The following is a 25,057-nucleotide window of genomic DNA, read 5'->3' on the forward strand; positions in this document are numbered from 1 at the left end:
GGGGCTTACGCGAAATAAATAGAAGTGTGGGAATTCCCCTTTTTGTTAAAGAGGGGTTAGGGGAGATTCAGGAAATGAATGTATGAAAATTAGCGAAAATTGGTTACGCACTTGGGTCAACCCAGCCATTGATAGTGAAACCTTATCGAATCAACTCACGATGCTGGGGCTAGAAGTCGATGATATGTCACCAGCAGCAAAGCCATTTACAGGCGTTGTGGTAGGTGAAGTCTTAACGGTTGAACAGCATCCAGATGCTGATCGTTTACGTGTCACTACGGTAAACATTGGTTCAGGTGAGCCATTGCAGATTGTATGCGGTGCGCCAAACGTACGTGCAGGTATGAAAGCACCTGTGGCAACCATTGGTGCGGTATTGCCAGGCGATTTTAAAATCAAAAAAGGCAAATTGCGTGGTGTGGAATCGCAAGGGATGCTGTGCGGTGCGTCAGAAATTGACCTTGAAGATAAACTTGATGGTTTATTGGAACTGCCTGCAGATGCACCTGTAGGCGTGAATGTACGTGAGTATCTTGATTTAGATGACCATGTCATTGATATCAGCATTACTCCAAACCGTGGTGACTGCTTCAGTATTCGTGGCATCGCCCGTGAAATTGCGGTAATTAACCAATTGGCTGTAAACACTCCTGAAATTCAGGCTGTGGCAGCAACCATTAGCGATGAAAAAACCGTGCAAAGCCTTACCGAAGGTTGCCCACGTTATTTAGGTCGTGTAATTAAAAATGTGAATACCAAAGCGGCTACACCAGAATGGATGGAACGTGCATTAGCGCGCTCAGGGATTCGTCAGCACAGCATTTTGGTGGATATTACCAACTATGTGCTGATTGAACTGGGTCAGCCTATGCATGCGTTTGATGGTGCGAAAGTGCAAGGTGCTATTCAGGTTCGTATGGCGAATGCTGCAGAAAAACTGGTGCTTTTAAACGAGCAAGAAGTAGAGCTACAAGAAGATGTGATGGTGATTGCCGATGACGAAAAAGTCTTGGCGATGGCTGGCATTATGGGCGGCTTATCTTCTGCAGTCAGTGATGAAACCACAGAAATTTTCCTTGAATCTGCTTTCTTTGCACCGTTGCATATTGCAGGTCGCGCACGTCGTTTTGGTTTACATACTGACGCATCACAGCGTTATGAACGTGGTGTAGATTTTGAATTGCCATTATTGGCCATGCATCGTGCATCACAGCTTATTGCTGAATTGGCTGGTGGTGAGTTTGGCCCTATTACAGTGGCAGAACAAGCATCTCAATTGCCTACACGCTCTGCAATTGAATTAAATCAGGCGCAGGTAKATCAATTGCTTGGTTATAGTGTCGATGCTGCATTCATTGCCGATGCCTTAAAATGTTTAGGCTGTGAAGTAACTGTTCAGGCAGAAGGTCAGTGGAGCGTCGTACCGCCATCACACCGTTTCGACATGGCGATTTATCAAGACCTGATTGAAGAAATCGCACGTATTCACGGTTATGACAATATCCAAATTAGTTTGCCTGTGATTGATGTGCAATTGGCGAAATATCAAGACCAATTTGAGGTTGGTCAATTACGTCAAACTGCAGTGACTTTGGGTTACCAAGAAGCGATTAGTTTTAGCTTTGCTGATGCAAAATTGGAAAAACAGCTCAACCCTGCAGTAAATCCGTTGGCATTGGCAAATCCAATTTCTAGTGATTTAGCTGTGATGCGTTCGACTTTATTGTCTAGTTTGATTCCATGTGTACAGTACAACGTGAATCGTCAGCAAAACCGTGTACGTTTCTTTGAATTAGGTCTACGTTTTGATTTTCAAAATGCCAGCAGCATTCACGATTTAAAACAAATTCCAACTTTGGCATTGATTGCCGTGGGTGCTAAACATGCAGAATCATGGCATGCCAAGGCACAGCCTATGGATTTCTTTGATTTTAAAGGTGATATTGAAGAAATTTTAGCTGCAGGTCGTGTACAGGTTGAGTACGTTCGTTCAGAGCGTACTTGGTTGCATCCTGGGCAATCTGCTGAAATTTTAGTAGATGGTCAGTCTATTGGTTACTTGGGTCGTTTACATCCATCTTTAGAAGACGAGTTAGATCTAGGCACGACTTGGGTAGCAGAACTCGATCAAACAGCAGTTTTGCAAACTTATGTATCTAATTTTACAGAATTATCACGTTTTCCATCGGTTAGACGTGATATTGCGCTTTTAATTAGTGATAAGATAAATGTAAGTGAAATTCAGCAACTTATTGAAAAAACGGGTGGAGCGCTGTTAGACTCAACTTGGTTATTCGATGTGTATACCGGTAAAGGGGTTGAACAAGGCAAACGTTCTTTGGCTTTTGCCTTGTTATGGCAACACCCAACACGTACACTTGAAGATGCTGAAATTAAATCTGGTATGGATAACATTCTGCAAGTGTTGGAAAACACTTACCAAGCGACATTGAGGGCTTCATGACAGCATTAACAAAAGCAGAAATGGCTGATCATTTAAGTGAGCTCACGAGTTTAAACCGCCGTGAAGCGAAACAAATGGTTGAGTTATTTTTTGATGAGATCAGCCAAGCACTGATCTCTGGCGAACAAGTTAAACTTTCAGGGTTTGGGAACTTCGAGTTACGTGATAAACGTCAACGACCTGGTCGCAACCCCAAAACGGGCGAAGAAATTCCAATTTCAGCACGCCGTGTCGTCACATTCCGCGCAGGGCAGAAATTCCGCCAGCGTGTAGGAAATGAGCAGATCGATTGATCTGCTTTTTTTATGCCTTTCTTATGGTCTTCGCTAGTCAAAGTTGTGTAAACATCATAAATAAAACGGATATTGGCATTGTCTTGTTTTTGAACGATATTTGGTTTAGCAAATGTCGAAGATAGCGCTGAATCATGTGCTTCGCAGCTGAATAAAAAGTCGATTTGCTTAGATTGCTTGTGAGGCTAAATAACGGCTAGGTCTTAATAAATAGAAATTAACTGCCTTATTTGGGGTAAATATGAGGGGATTGCATGAAGCCTATTGTGTTGTGTTATTCGAATTAGAGTGGCACGATAAAGATGAAGAAAATAATGTGCGGAAAAGTGGTACTTAGACGGTTTGATTAATAAACAAATATTTTAAATAAGTTTAAATGTAAATAAAAAAGAGAGCCATTGGCTCTCTTTTTGTACTGCATAATCGTATCGATTATTGAGCAGCAGCTTCAGAAGCAGCAGCAGCAGCGTCTACAGCAGCATCAGCAGCATCAGTTGCAGCATCAGCAGCAGTGTCAGCAGCATCAGCAGCAGCGTCTACAGCAACTTCAGCGTCAGAAGCAACTTCAACAGCAGCAGCGTCAGCAGCAGCTTCAGCTTCAGATGCAGCTACAACAGCTTCAGATGCAGCAGCGTTAGCGTCAGCAGCAGCTTCTTCAGTTTTTTTAGCACAACCAACGAAAGCTAAAGTAGTAGCAACTGCAGCAGCAATAGCGATTTTTTTGAATAACATGGCATCACTCTCTAAAATATGAGATTAAAAAAAACCGAAGTTAGTCTGTTGTATGCTTTTATTATTCCTAAATTTTGTTAGGCACTAACAACGCAGGCGCAGTCTAACTGGTCTGCGAATATGCTATCACTGCGCTTTTTGAATTGCTACTAGGTTGATTGAAAAAAAGGCAAAAAACGCGAAAAATACGTGCTTTTTTAACAGAAAATAACAATTAATTTGGCATTTTAGATTGGAGAGTTGCACGTTAACCTGCTAAAAACTAAAAGGTTTTTACTAAATATTTTTTAATAATCATTTACTTAAAAATAAGTTTACACATACCACGTGCAATTGTGTCTTTATGTAAATTTTGTCAACCAAATAAAAAAGCCATCGTTATAAGATGACTTTTTTAGGTGTTCTAATATTTCTAGCAGTTTAATTGGCTGCTTTACGTTTCATTTGATCAAAGAAATCGTCATTGGTTTTGGTTTCTTTCATGCGATCAAGCAAGAATTCCATTGCTGCCAATTCATCTTGAGTATGTAACAATTTACGTAAAATCCAAACCTTACGTAGATTATCTTCACTCATTAAACGCTCTTCACGACGCGTGCCTGATTTCTTGATGTTCATGGCAGGGAAAACACGTTTTTCTGCAATACGACGGTCTAAGGTAATCTCTTGGTTGCCTGTACCTTTAAACTCTTCGTAAATCACTTCATCCATTTTACTGCCTGTTTCAATCAGTGCAGTTGAAATAATGGTTAGAGAACCACCTTCTTCAATATTACGTGCAGCACCAAAGAAACGTTTTGGACGTTCTAGAGCATGTGCATCCACACCACCCGTTAAAACTTTGCCTGAAGATGGTACAACGGTGTTATAGGCACGAGCCAAACGGGTAATCGAATCCAGTAAAATCACGACATCTTTTTTGTGCTCAACCAAACGTTTGGCTTTTTCAATCACCATTTCAGCCACTTGAACGTGACGTGCAGGTGATTCATCAAAGGTTGATGCAATCACTTCACCGCGCACGGTGCGTTCCATTTCCGTCACTTCTTCAGGGCGTTCGTCAATCAGAAGGACGATTAAGAAAACCTCAGGATTGTTGCGCACAATCGACTGGGCGATGTTTTGCAGCAACATGGTTTTACCCGCTTTAGGCGGAGCGACAATAATTGAACGCTGACCTTTACCAATTGGGGCAACCAAATCTACTACACGAGCAGTTAAGTCTTCAGTTGTTCCGTTCCCCAATTCCATTACCAATTGTTCTGTTGGGAAAAGTGGAGTCAAGTTTTCAAATAAAATTTTATTACGTGAATTTTCAGGGGTGTCGTAGTTAATTTGGTTTACTTTAAGTAAAGCAAAATAACGTTCACCTTCTTTAGGTGGGCGAATGGTCCCTGTAATTGTGTCACCTGTTCGTAGGTTAAAGCGACGAATTTGTGAAGGGCTGACATAAATGTCATCTGGGCCAGCTAGGTATGAACCAGCAGCAGAGCGTAGGAAACCAAAACCATCAGAGAGAATTTCTAGAACGCCATCACCAAAAATCTCTTCACCATTCATGGCATGGCGCTTTAAGATGGCAAAAATAATGTCTTGCTTGCGGTTACGCGCCATTCCTTCAAGGCCCATAAACTCGGCAATCTTGATGAGTTCGCCAATCGGTTTTTTCTTGAGTTCGGTTAAATTCATAGAGGTTCTGATAGAATTAAAATTCTGGGGTACAGGTTAGAGAGGGAGCAACATTTAGCCGCATTCATACAATAAAATGAAAGCAATTGTATTTGCACAATAACGATTCAGAGCACTGATTCATTGTTTGATTGAAAAATGTGAAAAACAATTTCTGTTGCCGAGCGGCATTTTTGTGTTGTGTCTTTTCAGAAAGAGGATGAAAGATCCTGCGTTTCCTGAGCATGCAATATAAGAGAGAAACGTCTACTTGTCAATTTGTAGGCAAAAAAAATACGCCAGTGTGTGGCGTATTTTTTTTCATCATCTCTATAAATAGACGATGGATCAATCGACTTAGATATTTTCTTCAATAAATGCAGTCAATTTAGATTTAGGCGCTGCACCAACTTGCTGTGCAACCACTTCACCATTTTTGAACATCAATAAAGCTGGAATATTGCGGATGTTATAGTTCACTGCAGTTTGTTCGCAAGAAGTCACATCAACCTTTACAATTTTAACTTTGCCTTCGTATTCGTTTGCAAGTACTTCAAGTACAGGTGCAATTGCTTTACATGGCGCACACCAGCCAGCCCAAAAGTCAACCAATACAGGAGTATCCGATTGAAGAACATCTGCTTCGAAGTTTGCATCAGTGGTGTTTACGATGTTGCCAGACATGGATTACGCTCCAAATAATTTATAAGATAGCTTTAATTAGTATTACATAGCCATCTTGAACAAAGTAGGGGAATGTGTCGATTTTCCATTCAAAATATAAATTTGTCTAATTGATCGTGACGATAACGCTAAACGAAAATGCTAATTCTGTAACACAATTGTCATATATGCAGAAAATTTAAAGAGTCATTAAATTGTGTTGATAAATGGCTTTTAAATTAGGTTTATGTGAATTACTCTAGGCACAATTCTGTCTAGGTTTGTTTGAAGAATGTCTGATTTTTTAATTGATGAAGAGTTACTCGCAGCCATCGATATGGGGTCGAATAGTTTCCACTTGGCGATTGCACGGGTGGATCATGGTGAAGTAAAAAAAGTGGCATCAATGTCAGAAAAAGTACAGTTGGCTGCAGGTTTAGATGAAAATAAGAATTTGACCGAAGCAGCTCAACAACGAGGTTTGGCTTGTTTGGCGCGTTTTGTGGGGCGTTTAACTGCAGTACAGTCAAACCGTTTGCGTATTGTGGCAACCAACGCATTGCGTCAGGCCAAAAATGGACATGAGTTTATTCAAAAAGCCGCAGAAATTTTGCCTAAACCTATTGAAATTATTGCAGGGCGTGAAGAAGCCCGTTTAATTTATTTAGGTGTATCGCACACGATGGCGAATAGTGGACGTCGTTTGGTGATTGATATTGGCGGCGGTTCGACAGAACTAATTATTGGCGAAGAGTTTGAGCCAATTTATACTGAATCTTTACAAATGGGTTGTGTGGCCTATACCCAAGCCTATTTTGCCGATGGTGAAATTAGCAAGAGTAGTTTTGAAAAAGCAGTAGTCGCAGCGCGTAAAGAGCTGTATTCGATTGCTAACACTTATAAAGAAGCAGGCTGGGATACGGTTGTAGGTTCTAGCGGTACCATTAAAGCCTGTCGTCAAATTACGGTAAATATGGGCTGGAGCAATGAGCAGGAAAATCTGACTCGTGAAGGTTTAGAAAAACTCAAAGACCGTTTGCTCAAGTTTAAACACGTATCAGAAATGGAATTTGATGGTCTAAAAGAAGACCGCCGAGCAGTTTTGCCAGCAGGTTTGGCCATTTTATATGCCGTATTTGATGTATTAGATATCGATAAACTGGTGTATTCCGATGGTGCCTTGCGTGAAGGCGTAATGTATGACTTGTTGGGACGTTTCCAGCATGAAGACATTCGTGATCGCAGTGTACAGGCCTTAATGGGGCGTTATAACTCAGATCCGAAACAGGCTGGACGCGTGGTCAAAACTGCGCAACATTTGTTTGATAGTGTGGCAGAACCATTAAAATTAAATAATGAAGATAGTGACTTATTGCGTCGTGCTGCGTACCTGCATGAAATTGGTTTAGCCATCAGTCACAGCAGTTATCATCGTCATGGTGCATATTTATTGCAACATTCGGACATTCCTGGTTTTTCACAAATTGACCAAAACTATCTCTCGCATTTGGTCGGCAACCATCGTCGAAAGTTACGCCAAGACGCGAAAACAGAAGCACTGAAAGCGGGTGGCAATAAAMTTGTTTACTTAAGTTTGTTGCTTCGCCTTGCAGTTTTGGTCAACGCAAGTCGTAGCGATGCGATGCTTCCTGCCATTGAATTAAGCATACGCAATGCGCAACAATGGCAGCTCAGCGTGTCGGGTGATGCCAAACAGTGGCCATTGCTTGTCGCTGAATTGCACGATGAACAAGTGCAATTCAAGAATTGGGACATTGAATTGAATATTCAGTCGGAACAATTTGTCGATTAAGATTTGGTTAATTTAGGGATAACAGTCGACTTATGAAAAAAGCTGCTCAATCTAAAGCATGGAAAACCGTGCAAATTGCACGTCATCCTGAACGTCCGCAATTTCTAGACTATGTGAGTGAAATTTTCACTGAATTTGATGCCTTGCATGGTGATCGTTTATTTGGTGATGATGGGGCAATGATCGGTGGATTGGCACGCTTTGATGGTCAACCTGTCATGGTTATAGGTCAACATCGTGGTCGCAGTACCCGCGAAAAATTACAACACAACTTCGGGATGTGTAACCCAGAAGGCTACCGTAAGGCGCAGCGTCTTATGGATATGGCAGAGCGTTTTAATCTGCCAGTTTTCACTTTTGTTGATACCATGGGTGCCTACCCGGGTGTAGGTGCAGAAGAACGTGGTCAGGCAGAAGCGATTGCGACTAGCTTGGCACAACTGTCGAACTTAAAAGTACCTGTAATTGCTACAGTATTGGGCGAAGGTGGTTCAGGCGGTGCGTTGGGTATTKGGGTGGCAGATCGTGTGGTGATGTTGTCACATAGTATTTATTCTGTTATTTCACCAGAAGGTTGTGCGTCTATTCTCTGGAAAACTGCAGAAAAAGCCGAACAAGCCAGTGAAGCATTAGCATTGACCGCAGAAAAACTGCAAAAGATTGGTATTGTAGAATACGTGGTTGATGAAGGTGAGGGTGCACATTTAAACCCTGAACACGTCATGCACAGTCTGAAAAATGTGTTAAAAGAAGCTTTGAATGAATTGCAAGCGATGGATGCAACACAACGATGCGAAGAACGTTACCAACGTTTAATGAAGTTTGGCAGCGACAATTTAGGTCTAGCGTCTTAAGTCAATTACAGGCTTTTCCTGCACAGACAAAATTTTTAATAGGATGTAGTGGCGGCATGGATTCCATGTTGCTACTGCATCTTTTGGCATTTTTGTGCCCTGAAAAAGTACGCGCGATTTACATTGATCACCAATTGCAAAGTCCAAGCGCAGCGTGGGGCGCGTTGGTGCAAGCCACCTGTCAGGATTTAAATGTACCGTGTGTACTGCAAAAAGTCAGGGTGACTGAGGGCAATCTAGAAAATCAGGCACGTCAGGCGCGCTATCAGGCCTATATGCAGCACTTGGATAGCAACGAAGTTCTAGTATTGGCGCATCATCAGCAAGATCAGGCAGAAACCGTATTGCTGCGTTTGTTTTCAGGCGCAGGTGTGCAAGGACTTGCTGCCATGCAAGCTGTCGATGTGCGTGATGACATCAGTATTTGGCGTCCGTTATTGGATATTTCGCGTGAGCAGATTTGCCAATGGAGTGCTGAATTAAAGCTCGATTATGTGCAAGACCCAAGCAATCAGGATGTGCATTATGACCGAGCTTGGGCAAGAGAAATATTGTGGCCTGTCGTGCAACAGCGTTTTCCTAAAATGCAGCAAGCTGTGACGCGTACTGCAAACTTGATGCAAGATACTGAAAACATTTTGGCAGAAGTTTTGGCGCAGGATTTAGCTGCATGTGGCACAGACTCGCAGTTGAATTTAATTCAGTTACAACAATTGTCTTTGTCACGGCAACGTCAGCTATTATCGGCATGGATGAAAGGACAGGCACAATATCGCCCAAGTTTTGATATGGTCGAACGCTTGCAACGTGAGGTGATTCAAGCCAAAGCCGATGCACAAGCGGCATTACATTGTCAGGATTATTATTATTTGCGTTATCAGCAACAATTATTTCGTTTGCCGAAAGCGGAGTATTTAGCTGCAGAACATTTTGAGGCAGAAGAACAAGTGTTATGTTTGCAGGCAGATCAGACTTTTCAAGTGTGGTCTGGCTGTTATCAACTGCAACAAGCCAAAGTTGGTTTATCTGCAACTTTGCTGAATCGTCCGTTAACTTTACGGCCACGTTTGGGTGGTGAAAAAATTCATTTGTATGGTCGGGTGGGCACATGGCCACTGAAAAAAGCCATTCAGGAAGCACAAATTTTTCCGTGGACGCGTCATACAATTCAAATATTAAGCCTAGATAATGTTATGCTAGGCGTTTTTAGCCCCAAAGGCTTTTGGCTTGCACAGTCGGACTATTGTGTCGCAGATGGATGGCAACCGAATTTAGTCTCTTAACGACAAAGAACTCAACGAAGAGCGTGGATCATGAGTGCAGTATTGAATTGTAATATTAGTTTCATTGGCGGTGGCAACATGGCGCAAGCCTTGATTGGTGGTTTGATTGCCAGAGGTTTGCCGCCTACCCGTATTACAGTTTCAGATCCTGTAGAACAAGTACGTGATTTATTGAAAGAAAAAGATGTGCATGTCACTGAGGATAATTTGGCTGCAATCGCACAGGCAGATATTGTCGTATTTGCAGTCAAGCCTCAGGTTTTGGCACAAGTGTTGCGTCCATTGTACGGTCAGTTTGATGATAAACTGGTGATTTCGATTGTTGCAGGCGCAGAAATTGCCACGATTTCTGAGTTATTGGGTACAGAACGTGTGGTGCGTGTAATGCCAAATACACCTGCTTTGGTGCAAACAGGTGCGCATGGTTTGTATGCAACCAAACAGGTCAATAGCACAGACCGTGAATTAGCAAGTCAGGTTTTGGCGGCAACAGGTTTAACCATTTGGGTAAACTCTGAAGCACAAATTGATGCCGTAACTGCTGTATCGGGTTCAGGGCCAGCATATTTTTTCTATTTGATGGAAAGCATGATTCGTGCAGGCAAGAACTTAGGTTTAGATGAAAAAGTTGCGACAGCATTGACCTTGCAAACTGCTTTGGGTGCTGCGCAAATGGCAATTACTAGCTCGAATACACCTGCAGAATTACGCAAAAATGTGACTTCACCAAATGGCACGACCCAAGCTGCGATTGAAGTGTTTGATCATGCACAAATTTCACAAAATATTCAGGCGGCGTTGGCTGCTGCTAAAACGCGTAGTCAAGAATTAGCGCAAGAGTTGAGTGATAGTATTTAATTATTGAAAAACAACGAATTTAAATTTTAGGAAAGTTTAAGTATGGGTGCAAATTCTGCGCTAATTTTTGGCATTATCATTAACGTAGCGATTTTGCTCGTATTCTTCCGTTTCTTAATGCAATTGGCAGCGGTGAGTCCTTATAACCCTGTGGTGCTTTCAACCATTAAAGCCACCAAAATTGTAGATGTATTTGGACGTATTTTTCCAACGGTGGGCAAAGGTCGAGTTAACTCTGCAGCCTTGGCTTTGTTGGTGGTGTTGTATCTACTCAAAATTTTTGGTGTTATGTATCTCAATGGTGCGATGCCGAATAGTCCAATTCACTTACTGATTCTGACTTTTGTGACCATGATTCAGGATTTAATCCGTTTCTGTCGTTATTTGATTTTTGCCACCATTATTTTGAGTTGGGTGGTGATGTTTACTCAATCTCGTGGCCCGTATATTGAGGTGATTCAAGAGTTGGCAGAGCCGTTATTAGCACCATTTCGTCGTTTATTGCCGAACATGGGCATGATTGATTTGACGCCAATTATTGCATTTTTGGCTTTATATATCGCTGAAATTATTATGAATCAGGTAGCGATTGTATTGCTGACTGGCTTATAAGTCGCATTATCCTAAAACATTAAAAAGGACTCAAATCGAGTCCTTTTTTTGTAGTTTAAGTTTGGGCTGACGACCTTAATGAGTCTTCAGAAATACAAATAACCTGCATCCTGACCTCCTTCTAGGCGAAGGAAGGTGCTGAAAAAAGAGAGCGCAACGACTTTAGTGCGCTTCATCCCAGTTATTGCCTTTTCCGACTTCCACCACCAATGGTACAGAAATTTCCACCACAGATTGCATGACTTCTGCCAACTTCGGCGCGAGTTCATCTGCCGCATCTACATCGACTTCAAATACCAATTCATCGTGTACTTGCAGCAACATTTTGGCTTGCGCTTGCGGTAACATTTTGTCGACTTCAATCATCGCCATTTTAATAATATCAGCTGCAGAGCCTTGTAATGGCGCGTTAATTGCTGCACGTTCTGCCGCTTTACGTACCATCATATTACGTGCAGCAATATCTGGCGTATAGAGGCGACGACCTAAAATAGTTTCTACAAAACCTTGTTCTAGCGCGACTTGGCGGGTACGTTGCATATATTCATAAATGCCCGGATAACGCTGGAAGTATTGCTTGATGTAGTTTTGTGATTCTTCACGGGTAAACCCAAGCTGACGAATTAAGCCAAATTCCGACATGCCGTAGAGCAGACCGAAGTTTACAGCTTTGGCCTGACGACGCTGATCTGAGGTTACGTCTTCTAAGGCAATACCCAAGACTTCTGCCGCAGTACGGCGGTGCACGTCTTGTCCATGGTTAAAGGCATCGAGTAGGGCATCATCTTGTGAAAAATGTGCCATTAAACGCAATTCGATTTGCGAGTAGTCGGCTGCCAACAACACGCGACCTTCAGGTGCGACAAAGGCTTTACGAATTTGACGACCAATTTCGGTACGAATTGGAATGTTTTGTAAGTTTGGATCAGTAGAAGATAAACGCCCTGTTGCAGTCAAAGCTTGGTGATAACTGGTATGCACTCGATGCGTATCGTTGTTGGCTTGTTTCAGTAAGCCATCGGTATAGGTGCTTTTGAGTTTAGATAAACCACGGTAGTCTAAAATTAAACTACTGATCGGATGCTCAATTTTTTCCAAAACACTTTCACTGGTACTGTATTGACCTGTTGCGGTTTTCTTGCCGCCTTTGAGTCCGAGTTTATCAAACAGGATTTCGCCCACTTGTTTCGGTGAGCTGACATTAAAGTTTTCACCTGCCAATTCTACAATTTGGTTTTCCAAATCTTGCATGGTTTGGGAAAAATCGACACCCAATTGATCTAAAAATTTCAGATCAAGCTGAATGCCATTTTCTTCCATACTGGTCAGCACACGCGCCACAGGCATTTCAATGTTGTGCAAAATATTGACCAATTCAGGATGCTTTTGTAGCTTCGCAGACAGCACTTCATATAAACGATACGTAACATGCGCATCTTCTGCAGCGTAGTGCGCAGCCGTTTCAATTTCAATTTGATTGAAAGTTTTTTGCTTGACGCCTTTGCCTGCAATTTGCTCATAAGATGTGGTCAGGTGGCTTAAATATAAGCGTGCCACATCATCCATGCCGTGACGGGTTGCGACCGAATTGAGTACATAAGAGGCCAACATGGTATCGAAATACCAACCTTGTAAATGAATACCGTGATTTTCAAGCACGTGCGCATCATATTTTAAATGATGCCCAATTTTCTCCACCGCATTATTTTCTAAAATAGGTTTGATTTGCGCTAAGATTTGATCACGGTTGAGCTGCTGTGGCGCGCCCGCATAATCATGCGCCAAAGGTACGTAATAGGCATCTTTGGCATCAAATGCGACAGAGAAACCAACAATTTCTGCGATGCGATAATCCAGACTGGTGGTTTCGGTATCAAAGGCGAAACGCTGTGCAGTTTGCAAGCGTTGCAGTAAAGCATCCCAATGTGCCTGATCTAAAATGGTGTGGTATGTTGCTGCACCGAGTTGATCATCGACACTGCTTTGCGTGGATTGATCTTCAGTTGCAATTTCATTGGCTGTCGGTGCGGCGACTGTTTGTGCAGCTTGTTGATAATTGCTGTTGTTGGGATTATTGGGATGATCGAGCGATTGTAATTGATTACGGAATTCTAGCTCGGTATATAAATTGCGTAAGGCTTCGACATTTGGGTCTTGCAGTTTTAGATCGGCATAGCCAATGTTCAGATCAAGATCACAAACAATGCWGGCGAGTTGATGATCTAGCGCGATGCCATCGGCATTATCTTTAATATTTTGCCCGACTTTGCCTTTAATATGGTCGACATTTTCTAAAATTCCACCAATCGAGCCATATTCGGTCAGTAGTTTTGCAGCAGTTTTGGCGCCAATGCCGGGCACGCCCATAATACCATCGGAAGCATCACCCATGAGGGTCAGATAATCAATAATTTGATGCGGCCATACGCCAAACTTGTCAAATACAGCCTGAATATCCATTGGCTTTTCTTTGAAGCTGTCTTCAAGGGTAACTTTTTCAGTCACCAACTGCGCCATGTCTTTATCGCCCGTAGAAATCAGTACCTGCTGTCCTTCGGCTTCGGCACGTTTGGCTAAAGTTCCAATAATATCATCGGCTTCTGCGCCTGGTAGCATGTAAAGTGGAATACCCAAAGCACGAATTAAAGCATGTAAGTATGGAATTTGCTGAGAAAGTTCCTCAGGCATACTTGGGCGGTCACCTTTATAAATTGGCGATAGTTCGTGACGGAAAGTCGGCTCAGGCGTATCAAAAATTACCGCCATGTGAGTAGGCTGAGTACGACGCATCAACTTTTGAATCGCAGAGATCGCGCCACGAATAGCATTGGTATGTAAACCAGTTGACGTGGTTAATGGTGGTAGTGCGTGAAAGGCACGAAATAGAAAATATGAGCCATCGACCAAGACAAATGGTGGCATGGATTGATTCCTTCTGCAAATAAGCAGTTTATTGTACGTGATTTTTGCAGTTGTCGCAGAAACTGATTTTAAGTCAAGTGCTGCCCACGAGCAGTTACCGAATTGCTGATGAATACTGATTCAGATTCGTGCTGGCTGTTGTATGATCGGAGCCATGACAATATCAATAAAATGAAGAGCAATGCAGACAGGGCAGAGAGCAATGCAGACAGGGCAGAATGAAATTCGAATCATTTGGTTCATGCTATTAATCATAATTGCAATTGGCGCATGGTGGCTCGATGTGCCGATGCTGAGTTATATCTGTGCAGTTGCTGCGGTGATCAGCGTGATGTTTTTTGTGGGACGAGTGCAGAACTCACTGGAACAGGTTGCAGGGGCACAGTCACAAGTACAACGCCAAAGCTCTAGAACTCCTTTATATATTGCGGCTTTAATTGCTTTTTTAGCGATATTGGTGGATTGGTATTTATTGGCAGCTGTTGCTTTAAGTGTGTGGGTTTTTATGTTACTGCGATGGTTGCATCGTTTGGAACAAGGCCTCTATCAATTACAGCAATTACAAAGTGCTGCTGCCCATACGCATGTCCAAAAGACGAAGACTCAAACACACTTAGTAGAGCATGTTTTAGCTAATACATCTGAGCTTGATGCAGATCTTTCATCGGTTAAGGCAAAGGTGGATGAGACTGTTATATCAACCACTTCTCAACCTGAAATCATCGCTATTCAATCTGATTCCACATTGTCGAGTGCGCCGAACTCGGTTCAGGAACAACCAGCTCATGTTTCTTATCCATCTCAAGATCAAGAATATCCACATCAAGAACATCTTCATCAAGAATATTCCGCTTCCGATTTAGCCAATTCCTCAAGGTCTGCCACACCTTTTGCAACACAGGCACGTGCATCAACTAATAGCTTATTGCAACAAGTTCAATCCTGGCTGTTACATGGCAATCCTGTGTTAAAAGTGGCAATTTCAGTCTTACTCATTGGCGTGGTGTTGCTGTTACGTTTTGCTACTGAGCATTGGCAATTTAGTTTGGCAGTGAAACTTTTGTTCGTTGCTGGTGTGAGTGCTGCAGTGACAGTTTTCGGTTATTTGTTACGCAACAAAAATCGCAGCTTTGCTTTGGGTGTGCAAGGTTTGGGGTTGGCTGGGCTGTGTCTGACCTTATTTTTTGCCTATTACAATTTGGTCATTCCAAATTTAGCTATCGCCAGTCTGTGTTTTATTGTGGTGATGTTGCTCACGCTCTGGCTGAGTTTAAAACAACAATCAGTCGAACTTGCCCTCATGGCAATGCTAATTGCGTATTTCGCACCGTTTACTTTACCTGTTCGTAATGCAACAGCCATTGAATTTATTGCCTATTATTTGCTGATTAATATTTCGGTTGCCATTTTAAGTAGTTTACGTCCGTGGAAATATTTAAATCAAATTGCGTTTTTAATGACGGTTGTGGTGGGTGGCAGCTATGCCTTTTATCATGGTTATATCTTTGAACGGCAGGTGCTAACGCTTTTAGTTTTGGCGCATGCGGCTATTTTTATTTGGTTGGGTTTTCGCTTTAGTCAGCTTTTGGCACAGGAAGATGTCGCCACGTTTCAGCTGAAACCTATTTTAGACCTTGCCTTGATTTTTGGCGCACCCATTGTCGGTTATGCCTGTTTATATCTGATGTATTTTGAAGAAACAGCAGGGCAGGCAGCTTTTAGTTTGTTGTTTGCTGTAATTTTTGCTGGTTTGTATTGGCTGACCAAACAGCATCGGCAGACCAAATTTATTGCACAAAGTTATTTCAGTTTGATGCTGATTTTTAGTGTGTTGATTCCACCTATTTTACTGCCTGAACAATGGAGTGTCATTGGTTGGGCATTACAAGGCGTGGCTGTGTTTATTTTTGCCTTTATTCAATATTCTAAAATTAGCCGTTATTTGGCACTCGGTTTGTTTGCCGTAGCGGGCTTATCTGGGCTGTATTATTTAGTCGAGTTGCCTTATTTCGAGCGCAGTATTTATTGGGTGCTGAGCCTAAGTTATGCCACGGTTGTGGTGTTTTCCAACAGCCGTGCAGCTTTCAGACAACAACTGAGCACAGCAACTACCAGTGTACTGTGTTTGATGATGTTGTCTGCAACCAGTTTATGGCTATGGTTAGGCTTAGATTACTTCGATGGAGAGCTTGCAACCGTACAGACGCTTTTGGCGGTGGTGGTGATCTATTTAATCATCAATGAAGTACTACTTTCTCGTCAAGCGACATGGACATGGCTATTGCCCAAATGGTTAGGTCTAACGCCAGTTTCGCTCACTGCAGCAGGTTTATTATTCAGCCGTAGCTATGATGGAGCGGTGCATTGGGTTTCGGGCACTGAACGTCTGCTATTTGCCTTGTTTACAGGCGTGCTCAGTGTGTTGTGGTTGCGTCCTTTATGGACTGTCCGTAGCGACAAAGAATGGCTGAGTTTAGGGCTGTTACCCATTTTGGCGATGGCAAGTTTAACGCTGTTACCACAGCATCCATATAGTAGTGTGGTGATTTTACCATTGCTCTTTGCGGCGTGGTGTTGGTGGCAACAACCAGATTCAGATTGGCGCAAGTTTTGGTATGCGCGTAGCAATTTAATCTTCATGTTGATGTGGATGCTATGTTCACAATTTTTGACTGAACAAGCATTTTACGGCTATGTACTGCCTATTTTGAATCCATTTGATTTGGTCAGTATAGCCATGTTGGTGGCTATTTTGTGGATGCTGAATCTGCAACGCAAAACCCATTTAGATCAAGGCTTGGCTGCGGTAATTATGGTCTTGAGTTTACTGTGGCTAAGTAGTTATGTGCTGTTACGCGCCTTGCATCTGTATTTGKGAACTCCAATCAACCAGATTGCTGTTTGGCAAGACGCCACTGTGCAGCTCAGTTTGACCATGCTTTGGGTGAGCTTGGCTTGTATCGCTATGTGGATTGCCAGTCTGAAACAATTACGTGCCTTGTGGATTTTAGGCAGCAGTATTTTAGTGATTGTGACCTTAAAATTAGTACTTTTAGATTTATCTAATATTGGTACGCTCATGCGCGTGTTGTCATTCTTTGCTGCAGGTTTAGGCATGCTGCTGATTGCATATATTGCCCCAATTCCTGAGCCAGATCTCGTAAAAAACAACACTTCGCCTTCTTCTAAAGCTTGAACTGACCATCAAGTTTAATGAAAGGCAAAGTGTCTAAGTCTGCAACGATTACTTTAAGTCAGGTTCTCGTTTCAGTGCTTGAGCATTGGCATATTGATCAAGGTCTTCATTGTTTAAAGGGTGCGATAAAGGATGATCAACAAAACCCATTTTGGGTACAGGGATTTCGATTTGGTTGTCTAAGAAACCATTACGGATACGTTCCTGCATTTCATCACGTACTTTTAAGAAGTTTTCTTGCTGACACCATATTGCAAATAACAATTCAATTGAAGATTCACGGAAAGCTGTAACCGTCACTGCTGGTTTTGGGTCAGATAAAACCAGTGGATATTGATTGGCGACGCTGAGCAACACTTCACGTACTTTAATAATATCTTCATGGAAGTTAATCGCGAGGGTAATGGGCACACGTCGGATTGGAAACTTAGACAAGTTGTGTACGGGCGCACGAATCAATTGTTCATTGGGCAAACGCACATAAATATTGTCTTGGGTTAGCAATTTGACTGAAAGTAAGTCAATTGAGATCACTTCGCCTTCTATGGTATGTCCACGAATCAGGGTAATTTGAATGGTATCACCTACTTCAAAAGAACCTTCACCAATCAGGAACATACCACTAATTAAATTGGATGCTGATGTCTGTGAGGCAAAACCCAAAGCCACGGTTAAAATACCTGCCGCACCTAAAAACACGCTGAGTTTAAAGCCTGCTTCTTTTAGGCTCGCCATCACAAACAGTAGGAAAATAAAGTAAAAAATCCCGCGTCGCCAAACCAAGCGTTGATGCGCATTAAAACGCGCACCGATTGTACGTACAAAGGTATTGGAAACAAAACGTGCAATTAAAAAACCAATCAAAGACAGTACAATTGCGACCAAAATTTCGATCAAGCGATCTGTATTGACACTGGTAAATATTCCTTTGAGGCTGTTGGTGATTTCTTTGGAAATATTGGAATCTGCCATAACATCCTCTTAGAAAAATGAATCAAACATATTAAATAAAGCACCTGCCGTTTCACGTGGCGGTTGCAAATAGGTCACCTCACCTGCATGTGGCGGGGTACGATTTTCAATCCGAATCCGTGGTGGACGGTCTAAACCTTCGTGGATCACTTTAATTTGTGAAGTCCATAAACGACCTGTGCTTTCACTGAAAAATAAAGGCAGCGCAGGCACAGGCACATTCATTCGGTCAAAACGCAATTGTTGATTGCTGGTGTTGTGAAATTCAATAGGCGTGACGGCACGAAATGCACGTGGTTTGAGTTGATGTAATTCGGTACGGCCATCGACTGCTGTGGCATAACAAACTTCACCTGTACGATGATTTGGGCCAAACCAAGTATCTTTCGGGCGAATAATCGGCAAATCAAAAATGGGTTCACGTTGTCCATTTACAAAGGCAGACATCCACAACGGTGTGCTGATATACAATGTGCCACGTTGCCCTGCAGGAATATAAATTGGATCGACAGGTTTAATCACCACAGAACGGTCTGCCAAACGTGGCATGAGCTGTAATTTACTTTGTGTAGATTTGAACATATAACGTTCAATTTTTATAGGTTGTGGAAAGGCAAACTCAGGATCATCAATTTTATGCCATTGCTGTTCATAATCGTATTGAATTTGCGGACGATAGTATTCCAAACGCCATTCTTGCATGCCACGTGTCAAACGTACTAAGAGTGAGCCAAATTGCCATGCTTTAGGATGATTGAGCTCAACCTCATAGTCACCCCACCATTTTAATTTAGCTGAATCAGTTTCTGAAATCTCATGATTTTGTGACAATGGCCTATCCCTTTCTTGATAAATCAGCGAAAACAGACTTCACGCTGTCATACGCTTAGAGTACACTCAAATTAAATTTTTTCATCATTATTATAATCGCTGATGTTAGTACTGAAACAATTACAAATACCGTATAGCTTTGCCAAACGCCATGGGGTGTTAATTTGTTATGAGGGCGATCATGCCTTTATTGTACGTCGTGAAAACACGCCGATGCTTGCTATTCAGGAAGCACGTCGTTTTTTGGGGCATCCTGCAAAGCATCAACTTTGTACTGATCAGGAATTTCACCAATTATTAAGCAGCAGTTTTGCTGGTGATACGGGTGAGTCGCAGCAAGTCGCTGCGGGACTGGAAGATCATCCTGACTTGCTCAGTTTAGCAGATTCAGTTCCAGAAGCAGAAGATCTGATGGATCAGGAAGATGATGCACCTATTGTACGCTTAATCAATGCCTTACTATCTGAAGCGATTCGGGTCGGTGCATCCGATATTCATATCGAATCTTTTGAGAAAAAATTGTCAGTCCGTTTACGGGTCGATGGTCAGCTACGTGAAATTGTACAACCTCGTCGTGAATTGGCGCCATTGTTGGTGTCACGTATTAAAGTCATGGCCAAGCTTGATATTGCAGAAAAACGTATCCCGCAAGATGGTCGCATTTCGCTTAGATTAGCGGGCCGTGAGGTTGATGTGCGTGTTTCAACGCTACCATCTTCACATGGTGAGCGAGTGGTGATGCGTTTGCTAGATAAGCAGGCTGGTCGTTTAAACATGACGCATTTAGGGTTGATGCAAAATGATTATGATCGCTTAAAGCAACTGGTACATCGACCACACGGGATTATTTTGGTTACAGGGCCGACAGGTTCCGGTAAAACCACGACCTTATATGCTGCCTTGTCCGACCTAAATGACGGTTCTAAAAATATTTTGACTGCAGAAGACCCGATTGAATATCAACTAGAAGGGATTGGGCAAACACAGGTCAACACCAAAGTGGATATGACCTTTGCACGTGCTTTAAAAGCCATGCTGCGCCAAGACCCCGATGTGGTGATGGTCGGGGAAATTCGTGACTTGGAAACTGCCGAAATTGCGGTGCAGGCCTCTTTAACGGGTCACTTGGTGTTATCTACACTGCATACTAATACAGCTATTGGTGCAGTCACCCGTTTAAAAGATATGGGTATTGAGCCATTCTTGCTGTCAAGTTCTTTAATTGGCGTAATTGCACAGCGTTTAGTGCGTACCTTATGTTCACACTGTGCCACCTGGCATGAAGCAGATGACTTTGAAAAAGAACTGTTTAAAAGTGTGACCGATGCAAGCGATTTAAAACTTCCGCAACCCAAAGGCTGTGAACATTGCTCACATACAGGTTTTACGGGGCGTACTGCAATTTATGAAATTGTCCCGGTAGATGAAGCGATGCGCCGTTTGATTCATGGTAATGCTGCAGAATATGAACTAGAAGATTATGCACGACAGCAATCGGGTTCTATTCGTGAAGATGGATTGCGTAAGGTATTGGCAGGTAAAACGACCTTGGAAGAAGTGCTACGCGTGACCAATGAGGCGGCTGAATAGCTAAAAAGTAAGACGTGAAATAAAAAGGGTTGATCACTATATTGCAGATCAACCCTTTTTTATTGAAATTCGATTTTAAAATTGAAATAAACGACGATGCTGCATTAATGGCATCGACTCTCGAATTTTGCTTTGTTCATCTAGGTCAAAAGGCACTGTAATCAGTTGCGTACCTTCGTCTTGCACCATTGACAATAACTGCCCGCGTGAATTGGTAGCGCCTGAATGTCCCCAAGTCTGACGCTTTTCACCATGCCAGCCTTGTTGGGCTGCACCTAAAACCTGACATTGACTGTCCATGCCACGTGCCTGCAAGAGCAATTGCCAGTGCATTTGACCTGTGGTGTAAGTAAAAGCCGATGGCGCAGTTAAAATATTTGCGTCTTGCGCACGTAAAGTTAAGGTCAATTCAGGAAAGCGCAAGTCATAACACACCATTAAGCCAATATTGCCAAATGGTGTTTTCGCAACAACGACTTCAGAACCAGGTTCAAAAAACTTAGATTCCTGATAACCGCCAACAGAGTCACCAACTTGCACATCAAACAAATGAATTTTGTCATATCGTGCTTCAGTTTTTTCTGGGCTAATACATAAACTGACCGTACGCACACGACCATCTGCAATTGTTGAGCCATCAGGGCGATACGGGCAGGGCAATGTACCCGCCACAATCCAGATTTGATATTGATGCGCAAGCTGTTCCAAACGCTGTTGAATACTTTCAAACTGTGCCGCGGTTTCACGTTGTTTACCTGCGGCAAAACATACAAAGTTTTCTGGAAAAACGATCAGTTCAGCGCCATCAGCTTTACTCTGTTGAATCAATGTTTCAATGATTTTGAAGTTTTCTTCAATATCATTTTGCGAGTTCATTTGAGCAACAGAAAGTAAAGTCATCAAAGCATTCCTGAGTGAAGATCAAGCGTTCTGCTGATTTTTCTCAGCACACTGATCAAGATTATCTTGTTCTTTTTGTAGCTGTTTCACCAAAGGTTCGAACATATTTTGGTTGTTTTCATTCAGCTTCATGAGGGTTTTATGGGCATCTAATACTGTGGTGAGCATATTGCTATGCGTGACGTGTTCTTCTACCAGCTCACGCGTGCAGACTGTCGGATCGCCACAGTAATTTAAAATCACAAACACCTGTCCTAAGCCCATGCTATTTGCGAGCGTAGTAATGTCTGGATTAGTAGATAGCATAACTGCCTGAATTTGATGGATTTGTTTTAGTTTTAAGCCTAGCTTAGCCAATATACCTAAAACTGTACTGTCAATAAATGTAGTTTGGGTTAAATCTACAATTGCACCCACCACATTGGATTGCTGTTCAATTTTACTGAGTAGTTTGTCTAGACTAATACAAGATTGGGCACGCACTTCGCCAAAAAGCTTAAAGATATGCGTTCCATTCAAACTTGCATATTCAACATGACCTGTTGACATATAAATGCCATTTGCAGAGAAGGATTAGATAATTATCCCATAGCGACTATATAGACTCAAGTAGCTTACAGTCGTATATCTAGGGTTAAGAAGTTAACTGGCTGATTTGTTAGTTATTTTGTTCGACACAAACTCAAGATTGCAATGTCATCGGCTACATGATCGGGTGCTTGGAATGATTGATTTTGCAAGTGAAAGACCAATTGTTCAAACTGTTCATTCAAACCACCGCTATAAGGTTCTAACGCACCATCAGAGCAGATAATAAACCGTGCCTGTTTATTTAATACGCACTCAAATTCCTCGACTTCTAAATCTTCAGTCAGTCCTAAAGGAAAACTACTGGTATTTAAAATCCTAGGTGCTTGATTGGGTTCAATAATAATGGCAGGTGGATAATGCCCCGCACTCGACCAGCGCAGCTCATGAGTTTCAATATTTAAAATCCCACTAATCATGGTGATATGCTTTTCAATATTTTCTTGAACCAGCATACCGTTCAGCTTTTTAATCAGTTCGCGCGGGGTTTTGGAGCGACCATGAAATGCAGCCATCCAAGATGTCAGTAAACTACTGGTTACGCCATGCCCAGACACATCGGCCAAATAGAACATGATTTCTTTGTCACTGATTTTCCAGTAATCAAACCAATCGCCCGACAAATAAGCAGAAGGTTTAAATAATGTATCTACACGGTAGTTGCACAGTTCGATAGGATTCGGTAGTAATTTTTTTTGTAGTTCCGCCGCAGAAGGTAAGTCGCGGCTGTCTTGATTGCGTTTATATTGTGCGTCAATTTTGCGTAAAGCTTGCGTTGGATTTTCTGGTAATCGATTCCACAACCAACCTGCTAAAGCGCCTTGCTCCCATGCTTGAACCAATGCTGTGCCTTCATCTTCAAAGGCCAATACAATCGTGGGTAAATTCCATTGATGAGTTAAATAATCTTGCACATCAGCAATTGCAATAATGGTTGGGTCATACAAGCTGATGTCATCTATGTGAATCATTTGCACACTAGGAAGTGTGTCGAGCACCTGTTCTAGATATGGAATATCACGTGTGGGTTGAATGAAATACATAGAGTTTTGTGTTGACCCTGAACCTAAACAAAGCGTTACTATAACAATGCCTGAATACTCAAGGAAAGTAAAAACTCACCTTGAGTAAAATGTTTTACAAATTATTCTGTGCTTTCTTCAGGCAGGTTTATTTCTTCTTGATCATCAAAAAGTTCTTCGCTTTCATCATCTACAAACGACATACTGTCGGCATCAAGTCCTTTCTTTTCCGCAATTTCAAAGTTTTTACGTTGCAAGTAAATATCCCGAATCGCGGCATATTTGTCACCCTGTAACACTTGCTCTACATCTAAGAGTTGCGAGCGAGTATCTACGCCGCGCATAACTTGCTCCGACCAATATAAACGGTCATTGTCATCTAAAATGTATTTTTGCGGACGCGCCTGACCATCTACAAGTGTGCCAAAACCATCACGGAAAGTACTTGGACCGTAAATTGGTAACATAACATAAGGCCCTGAAGGGACACCGAAGTAGCCCAAGGTTGTACCAAAATTTTCTTCTTCTGTATCTAAACCTAAACGACGTGCAGGATCAGCCATTCCTAAAGTAGTAATCGTATTTAAGCTAAAACGACCTAAAGTTTTTGCGGCACGTAAAGGGCGACCTTGAATCAATTGGTTAACCGCATTCCAAGGTTCACCCAAGTTTTTTCGGAACTGACGATATGAGCCACGCACTTCACCAGGAACTTTCTTTGTATATTGCACCGCAAGTGGACGGGCGACATTACGATCTAGCATGTCGTTGAATGCATAAATCTGACGGTTCAAAGGTTGTAGTGGATCTTTGACTTCATCGGGTTGTGCAGCATTTGCATTCACTTTTAAATCTTTGGCTTTGACACTTTTTAATTCTTTAAGCGCATCCAAACGACTACTTTTAGTTTTAGAAGATGAATCTGCCACAATAACTTCAGCGGTTTCTTCTTGAGCAGCTTCTTTAGTAGAAGGTGTTGCTGCATGTGTTGAGGTGATGAATCCTAAAGAAACAAGGCACACCCAAAGATATTTTTGTTGATACATAAAGAATCCTAGCGCTTAAATCTGAGTAAGCAAAAGCTGTTATATCGCCGATGGGTATATATTAACAGTTAATTGAAACAATGTATTAAAGCAAATTTGCTCAAAATGTGTGTAAAAAAAGAAAAAATGAACAAAAAATAAACACCCGATATATTTCTTTTGAAAAAAGTGTTGCACGTTAAAATAATTGTCCTATAATGCACATCCATCGGCGGTGATGTTGATAAAAACTTGTTGATAAACAAGGATTTAGCTAAAATGGTTAAGTTCTGGTTTAAGTGGTGAGTTTGGAGATAAAATCAACATTGCATGTTGACTTTCTAAAAATAGAGAGTAATATAGCCGACCTAGCTTGATGCTGACGAAGCGTTGAGAAGATCATTAAGAGATTATGAAGAACAACTTGTGTGGATTTTTACTGATTGATTGATCGAAAATATTTCATTGATTAATTGGTTTAAATTACTCGAAGTTTATTTGAGCGAAATTTAAGTCAGAAAATTGATGAGCCAGATTTGGAAGTTTAGATTAAAACTTCAAAATGATTTTAACTGAAGAGTTTGATCATGGCTCAGATTGAACGCTGGCGGCAGGCTTAACACATGCAAGTCGAGCGGGCGAGGTTGCTTCGGTAACTGAGCTAGCGGCGGACGGGTGAGTAAAGCTTAGGAATCTGCCTATTAGTGGGGGACAACATTCCGAAAGGGATGCTAATACCGCATACGTCCTACGGGAGAAAGCAGGGGATCA

General features: G+C 42.1%; 19 protein-coding genes and 1 rRNA gene. 10 read left to right on the forward strand and 10 right to left on the reverse strand.

The window, feature by feature from the left end; all coding sequences use genetic code 11:
• The first annotated feature begins 82 nt into the window (after positions 1–82).
• Together pheT and BJN41_RS09675 are read left to right on the forward strand one after the other, a co-directional pair.
• On the forward strand, positions 83–2,464 hold the full coding sequence (pheT, locus tag BJN41_RS09670; RefSeq protein ID WP_070154851.1) for a phenylalanine--tRNA ligase subunit beta: 2,382 nt from the start codon (positions 83–85) through the stop codon (positions 2,462–2,464).
• Positions 2,461–2,757, forward strand: coding sequence for an integration host factor subunit alpha (locus BJN41_RS09675; protein ID WP_004649746.1), 297 nt, complete (start codon positions 2,461–2,463; stop codon positions 2,755–2,757). The genes pheT and BJN41_RS09675 overlap by 4 nt, the downstream gene beginning before the upstream one ends.
• A gap of 432 nt (positions 2,758–3,189) precedes the next feature.
• On the opposite strand, the gene BJN41_RS09680 is transcribed toward BJN41_RS09675, so the two are convergent.
• The 3 genes from BJN41_RS09680 to trxA all read right to left on the reverse strand — a co-directional run bounded on the left by BJN41_RS09680 (position 3,190) and on the right by trxA (position 5,841).
• Positions 3,190–3,489, reverse strand: a complete 300-nt coding sequence (locus BJN41_RS09680) for a hypothetical protein (protein ID WP_019838193.1) — start codon at positions 3,487–3,489, stop codon at positions 3,190–3,192.
• Between the two features lie 420 nt (positions 3,490–3,909).
• The gene (gene rho / locus BJN41_RS09685) at positions 3,910–5,178 is read right to left on the reverse strand and encodes a transcription termination factor Rho (RefSeq protein WP_004975162.1); all 1,269 of its coding nucleotides are present in this window, start codon (positions 5,176–5,178) and stop codon (positions 3,910–3,912) included.
• A 336-nt stretch (positions 5,179–5,514) separates the two neighbouring features.
• The gene (gene trxA, locus BJN41_RS09690; protein WP_019838191.1) at positions 5,515–5,841 is read right to left on the reverse strand and encodes a thioredoxin; all 327 of its coding nucleotides are present in this window, start codon (positions 5,839–5,841) and stop codon (positions 5,515–5,517) included.
• Between the two features lie 271 nt (positions 5,842–6,112).
• On the opposite strand from trxA, the gene ppx reads away from it, so the two are divergent.
• Genes ppx through BJN41_RS09715 form a run of 5 tightly spaced genes read left to right on the forward strand, consistent with a single transcriptional unit; the run spans position 6,113 to position 11,240 of the window.
• The gene (gene ppx, locus BJN41_RS09695; RefSeq protein ID WP_070154853.1) at positions 6,113–7,633 is read left to right on the forward strand and encodes an exopolyphosphatase; all 1,521 of its coding nucleotides are present in this window, start codon (positions 6,113–6,115) and stop codon (positions 7,631–7,633) included.
• A gap of 32 nt (positions 7,634–7,665) precedes the next feature.
• Positions 7,666–8,487 (forward strand): acetyl-CoA carboxylase carboxyltransferase subunit alpha, encoded by an 822-nt coding sequence (locus tag BJN41_RS09700; RefSeq protein ID WP_070154855.1) that lies wholly within the window; start codon positions 7,666–7,668, stop codon positions 8,485–8,487.
• Entirely contained in the window at positions 8,424–9,770 is a 1,347-nt protein-coding gene (gene tilS / locus BJN41_RS09705) for a tRNA lysidine(34) synthetase TilS (RefSeq protein WP_074964464.1), read from the forward strand. The genes BJN41_RS09700 and tilS overlap by 64 nt, the downstream gene beginning before the upstream one ends.
• A 30-nt stretch (positions 9,771–9,800) precedes the next feature.
• Positions 9,801–10,628 (forward strand): pyrroline-5-carboxylate reductase, encoded by an 828-nt coding sequence (gene proC, locus BJN41_RS09710; RefSeq protein ID WP_019838187.1) that lies wholly within the window; start codon positions 9,801–9,803, stop codon positions 10,626–10,628.
• A 42-nt stretch (positions 10,629–10,670) separates the two neighbouring features.
• Positions 10,671–11,240, forward strand: coding sequence for a YggT family protein (locus BJN41_RS09715; RefSeq protein ID WP_070154859.1), 570 nt, complete (start codon positions 10,671–10,673; stop codon positions 11,238–11,240).
• A 162-nt stretch (positions 11,241–11,402) separates the two neighbouring features.
• On the opposite strand, the gene polA is transcribed toward BJN41_RS09715, so the two are convergent.
• Complete coding sequence (polA, locus tag BJN41_RS09720) at positions 11,403–14,162, reverse strand: DNA polymerase I (protein ID WP_070154861.1); 2,760 nt, start codon at positions 14,160–14,162, stop codon at positions 11,403–11,405.
• 202 nt (positions 14,163–14,364) lie between these two features.
• Between polA and BJN41_RS09725 the strand changes: the two genes are divergently transcribed.
• Positions 14,365–17,358, forward strand: coding sequence for a DUF2339 domain-containing protein (locus BJN41_RS09725; RefSeq protein WP_070154863.1), 2,994 nt, complete (start codon positions 14,365–14,367; stop codon positions 17,356–17,358).
• Between the two features lie 48 nt (positions 17,359–17,406).
• On the opposite strand, the gene BJN41_RS09730 is transcribed toward BJN41_RS09725, so the two are convergent.
• Complete coding sequence (locus BJN41_RS09730; RefSeq protein WP_070154865.1) at positions 17,407–18,330, reverse strand: mechanosensitive ion channel family protein; 924 nt, start codon at positions 18,328–18,330, stop codon at positions 17,407–17,409.
• 9 nt (positions 18,331–18,339) lie between these two features.
• On the reverse strand, positions 18,340–19,161 hold the full coding sequence (locus tag BJN41_RS09735; RefSeq protein WP_070154867.1) for a hypothetical protein: 822 nt from the start codon (positions 19,159–19,161) through the stop codon (positions 18,340–18,342).
• 102 nt (positions 19,162–19,263) lie between these two features.
• Between BJN41_RS09735 and gspE the strand changes: the two genes are divergently transcribed.
• On the forward strand, positions 19,264–20,751 hold the full coding sequence (gene gspE / locus BJN41_RS09740; protein WP_070154869.1) for a type II secretion system ATPase GspE: 1,488 nt from the start codon (positions 19,264–19,266) through the stop codon (positions 20,749–20,751).
• A 75-nt stretch (positions 20,752–20,826) separates the two neighbouring features.
• Here gspE and BJN41_RS09745 read toward each other — a convergent pair whose 3' ends face one another.
• The 4 genes from BJN41_RS09745 to BJN41_RS09760 all read right to left on the reverse strand — a co-directional run bounded on the left by BJN41_RS09745 (position 20,827) and on the right by BJN41_RS09760 (position 24,307).
• Complete coding sequence (locus tag BJN41_RS09745) at positions 20,827–21,651, reverse strand: carbon-nitrogen hydrolase family protein (protein ID WP_070154872.1); 825 nt, start codon at positions 21,649–21,651, stop codon at positions 20,827–20,829.
• Between the two features lie 21 nt (positions 21,652–21,672).
• On the reverse strand, positions 21,673–22,200 hold the full coding sequence (gene gigB, locus BJN41_RS09750) for an anti-anti-sigma factor GigB (protein WP_070154874.1): 528 nt from the start codon (positions 22,198–22,200) through the stop codon (positions 21,673–21,675).
• A 113-nt stretch (positions 22,201–22,313) separates the two neighbouring features.
• Positions 22,314–23,282 carry an RsbU family protein phosphatase GigA gene (gene gigA / locus BJN41_RS09755; RefSeq protein WP_070154876.1) on the reverse strand — a complete coding sequence of 323 codons (969 nt, stop codon included), beginning with the start codon at positions 23,280–23,282 and terminating at the stop codon, positions 22,314–22,316.
• A gap of 101 nt (positions 23,283–23,383) precedes the next feature.
• Positions 23,384–24,307, reverse strand: coding sequence for a VacJ family lipoprotein (locus BJN41_RS09760; protein ID WP_070154878.1), 924 nt, complete (start codon positions 24,305–24,307; stop codon positions 23,384–23,386).
• Positions 24,308–24,855: 548 nt separating this feature from the next.
• On the opposite strand from BJN41_RS09760, the gene BJN41_RS09765 reads away from it, so the two are divergent.
• A 16S ribosomal RNA gene (locus BJN41_RS09765) occupies positions 24,856–25,057 on the forward strand; the annotation flags it as partial.

Source organism: Acinetobacter towneri (assembly GCF_001758345.1).
GTDB classification, from domain to species: domain Bacteria; phylum Pseudomonadota; class Gammaproteobacteria; order Pseudomonadales; family Moraxellaceae; genus Acinetobacter; species Acinetobacter towneri_A.

Excerpts from the sequence above, each read along its gene's own strand:
- proC (WP_019838187.1), top strand. The coding sequence starts at position 9,801 with ATGAGTGCAGTATTGAATTGTAATATTAGTTTCATTGGCGGTGGCAAC.
- rho (WP_004975162.1), bottom strand. The coding sequence starts at position 5,178 with ATGAATTTAACCGAACTCAAGAAAAAACCGATTGGCGAACTCATCAAG.
- BJN41_RS09745 (WP_070154872.1), bottom strand. The coding sequence starts at position 21,651 with ATGACTTTACTTTCTGTTGCTCAAATGAACTCGCAAAATGATATTGAA.
- gigB (WP_070154874.1), bottom strand. The coding sequence starts at position 22,200 with ATGTCAACAGGTCATGTTGAATATGCAAGTTTGAATGGAACGCATATC.
- BJN41_RS09680 (WP_019838193.1), bottom strand. The coding sequence starts at position 3,489 with ATGTTATTCAAAAAAATCGCTATTGCTGCTGCAGTTGCTACTACTTTA.
- BJN41_RS09730 (WP_070154865.1), bottom strand. The coding sequence starts at position 18,330 with ATGGCAGATTCCAATATTTCCAAAGAAATCACCAACAGCCTCAAAGGA.
- BJN41_RS09760 (WP_070154878.1), bottom strand. The coding sequence starts at position 24,307 with ATGTATCAACAAAAATATCTTTGGGTGTGCCTTGTTTCTTTAGGATTC.
- gigA (WP_070154876.1), bottom strand. The coding sequence starts at position 23,282 with ATGTATTTCATTCAACCCACACGTGATATTCCATATCTAGAACAGGTG.
- BJN41_RS09715 (WP_070154859.1), top strand. The coding sequence starts at position 10,671 with ATGGGTGCAAATTCTGCGCTAATTTTTGGCATTATCATTAACGTAGCG.
- BJN41_RS09675 (WP_004649746.1), top strand. The coding sequence starts at position 2,461 with ATGACAGCATTAACAAAAGCAGAAATGGCTGATCATTTAAGTGAGCTC.
- gspE (WP_070154869.1), top strand. The coding sequence starts at position 19,264 with ATGTTAGTACTGAAACAATTACAAATACCGTATAGCTTTGCCAAACGC.
- trxA (WP_019838191.1), bottom strand. The coding sequence starts at position 5,841 with ATGTCTGGCAACATCGTAAACACCACTGATGCAAACTTCGAAGCAGAT.
- tilS (WP_074964464.1), top strand. The coding sequence starts at position 8,424 with ATGCGAAGAACGTTACCAACGTTTAATGAAGTTTGGCAGCGACAATTT.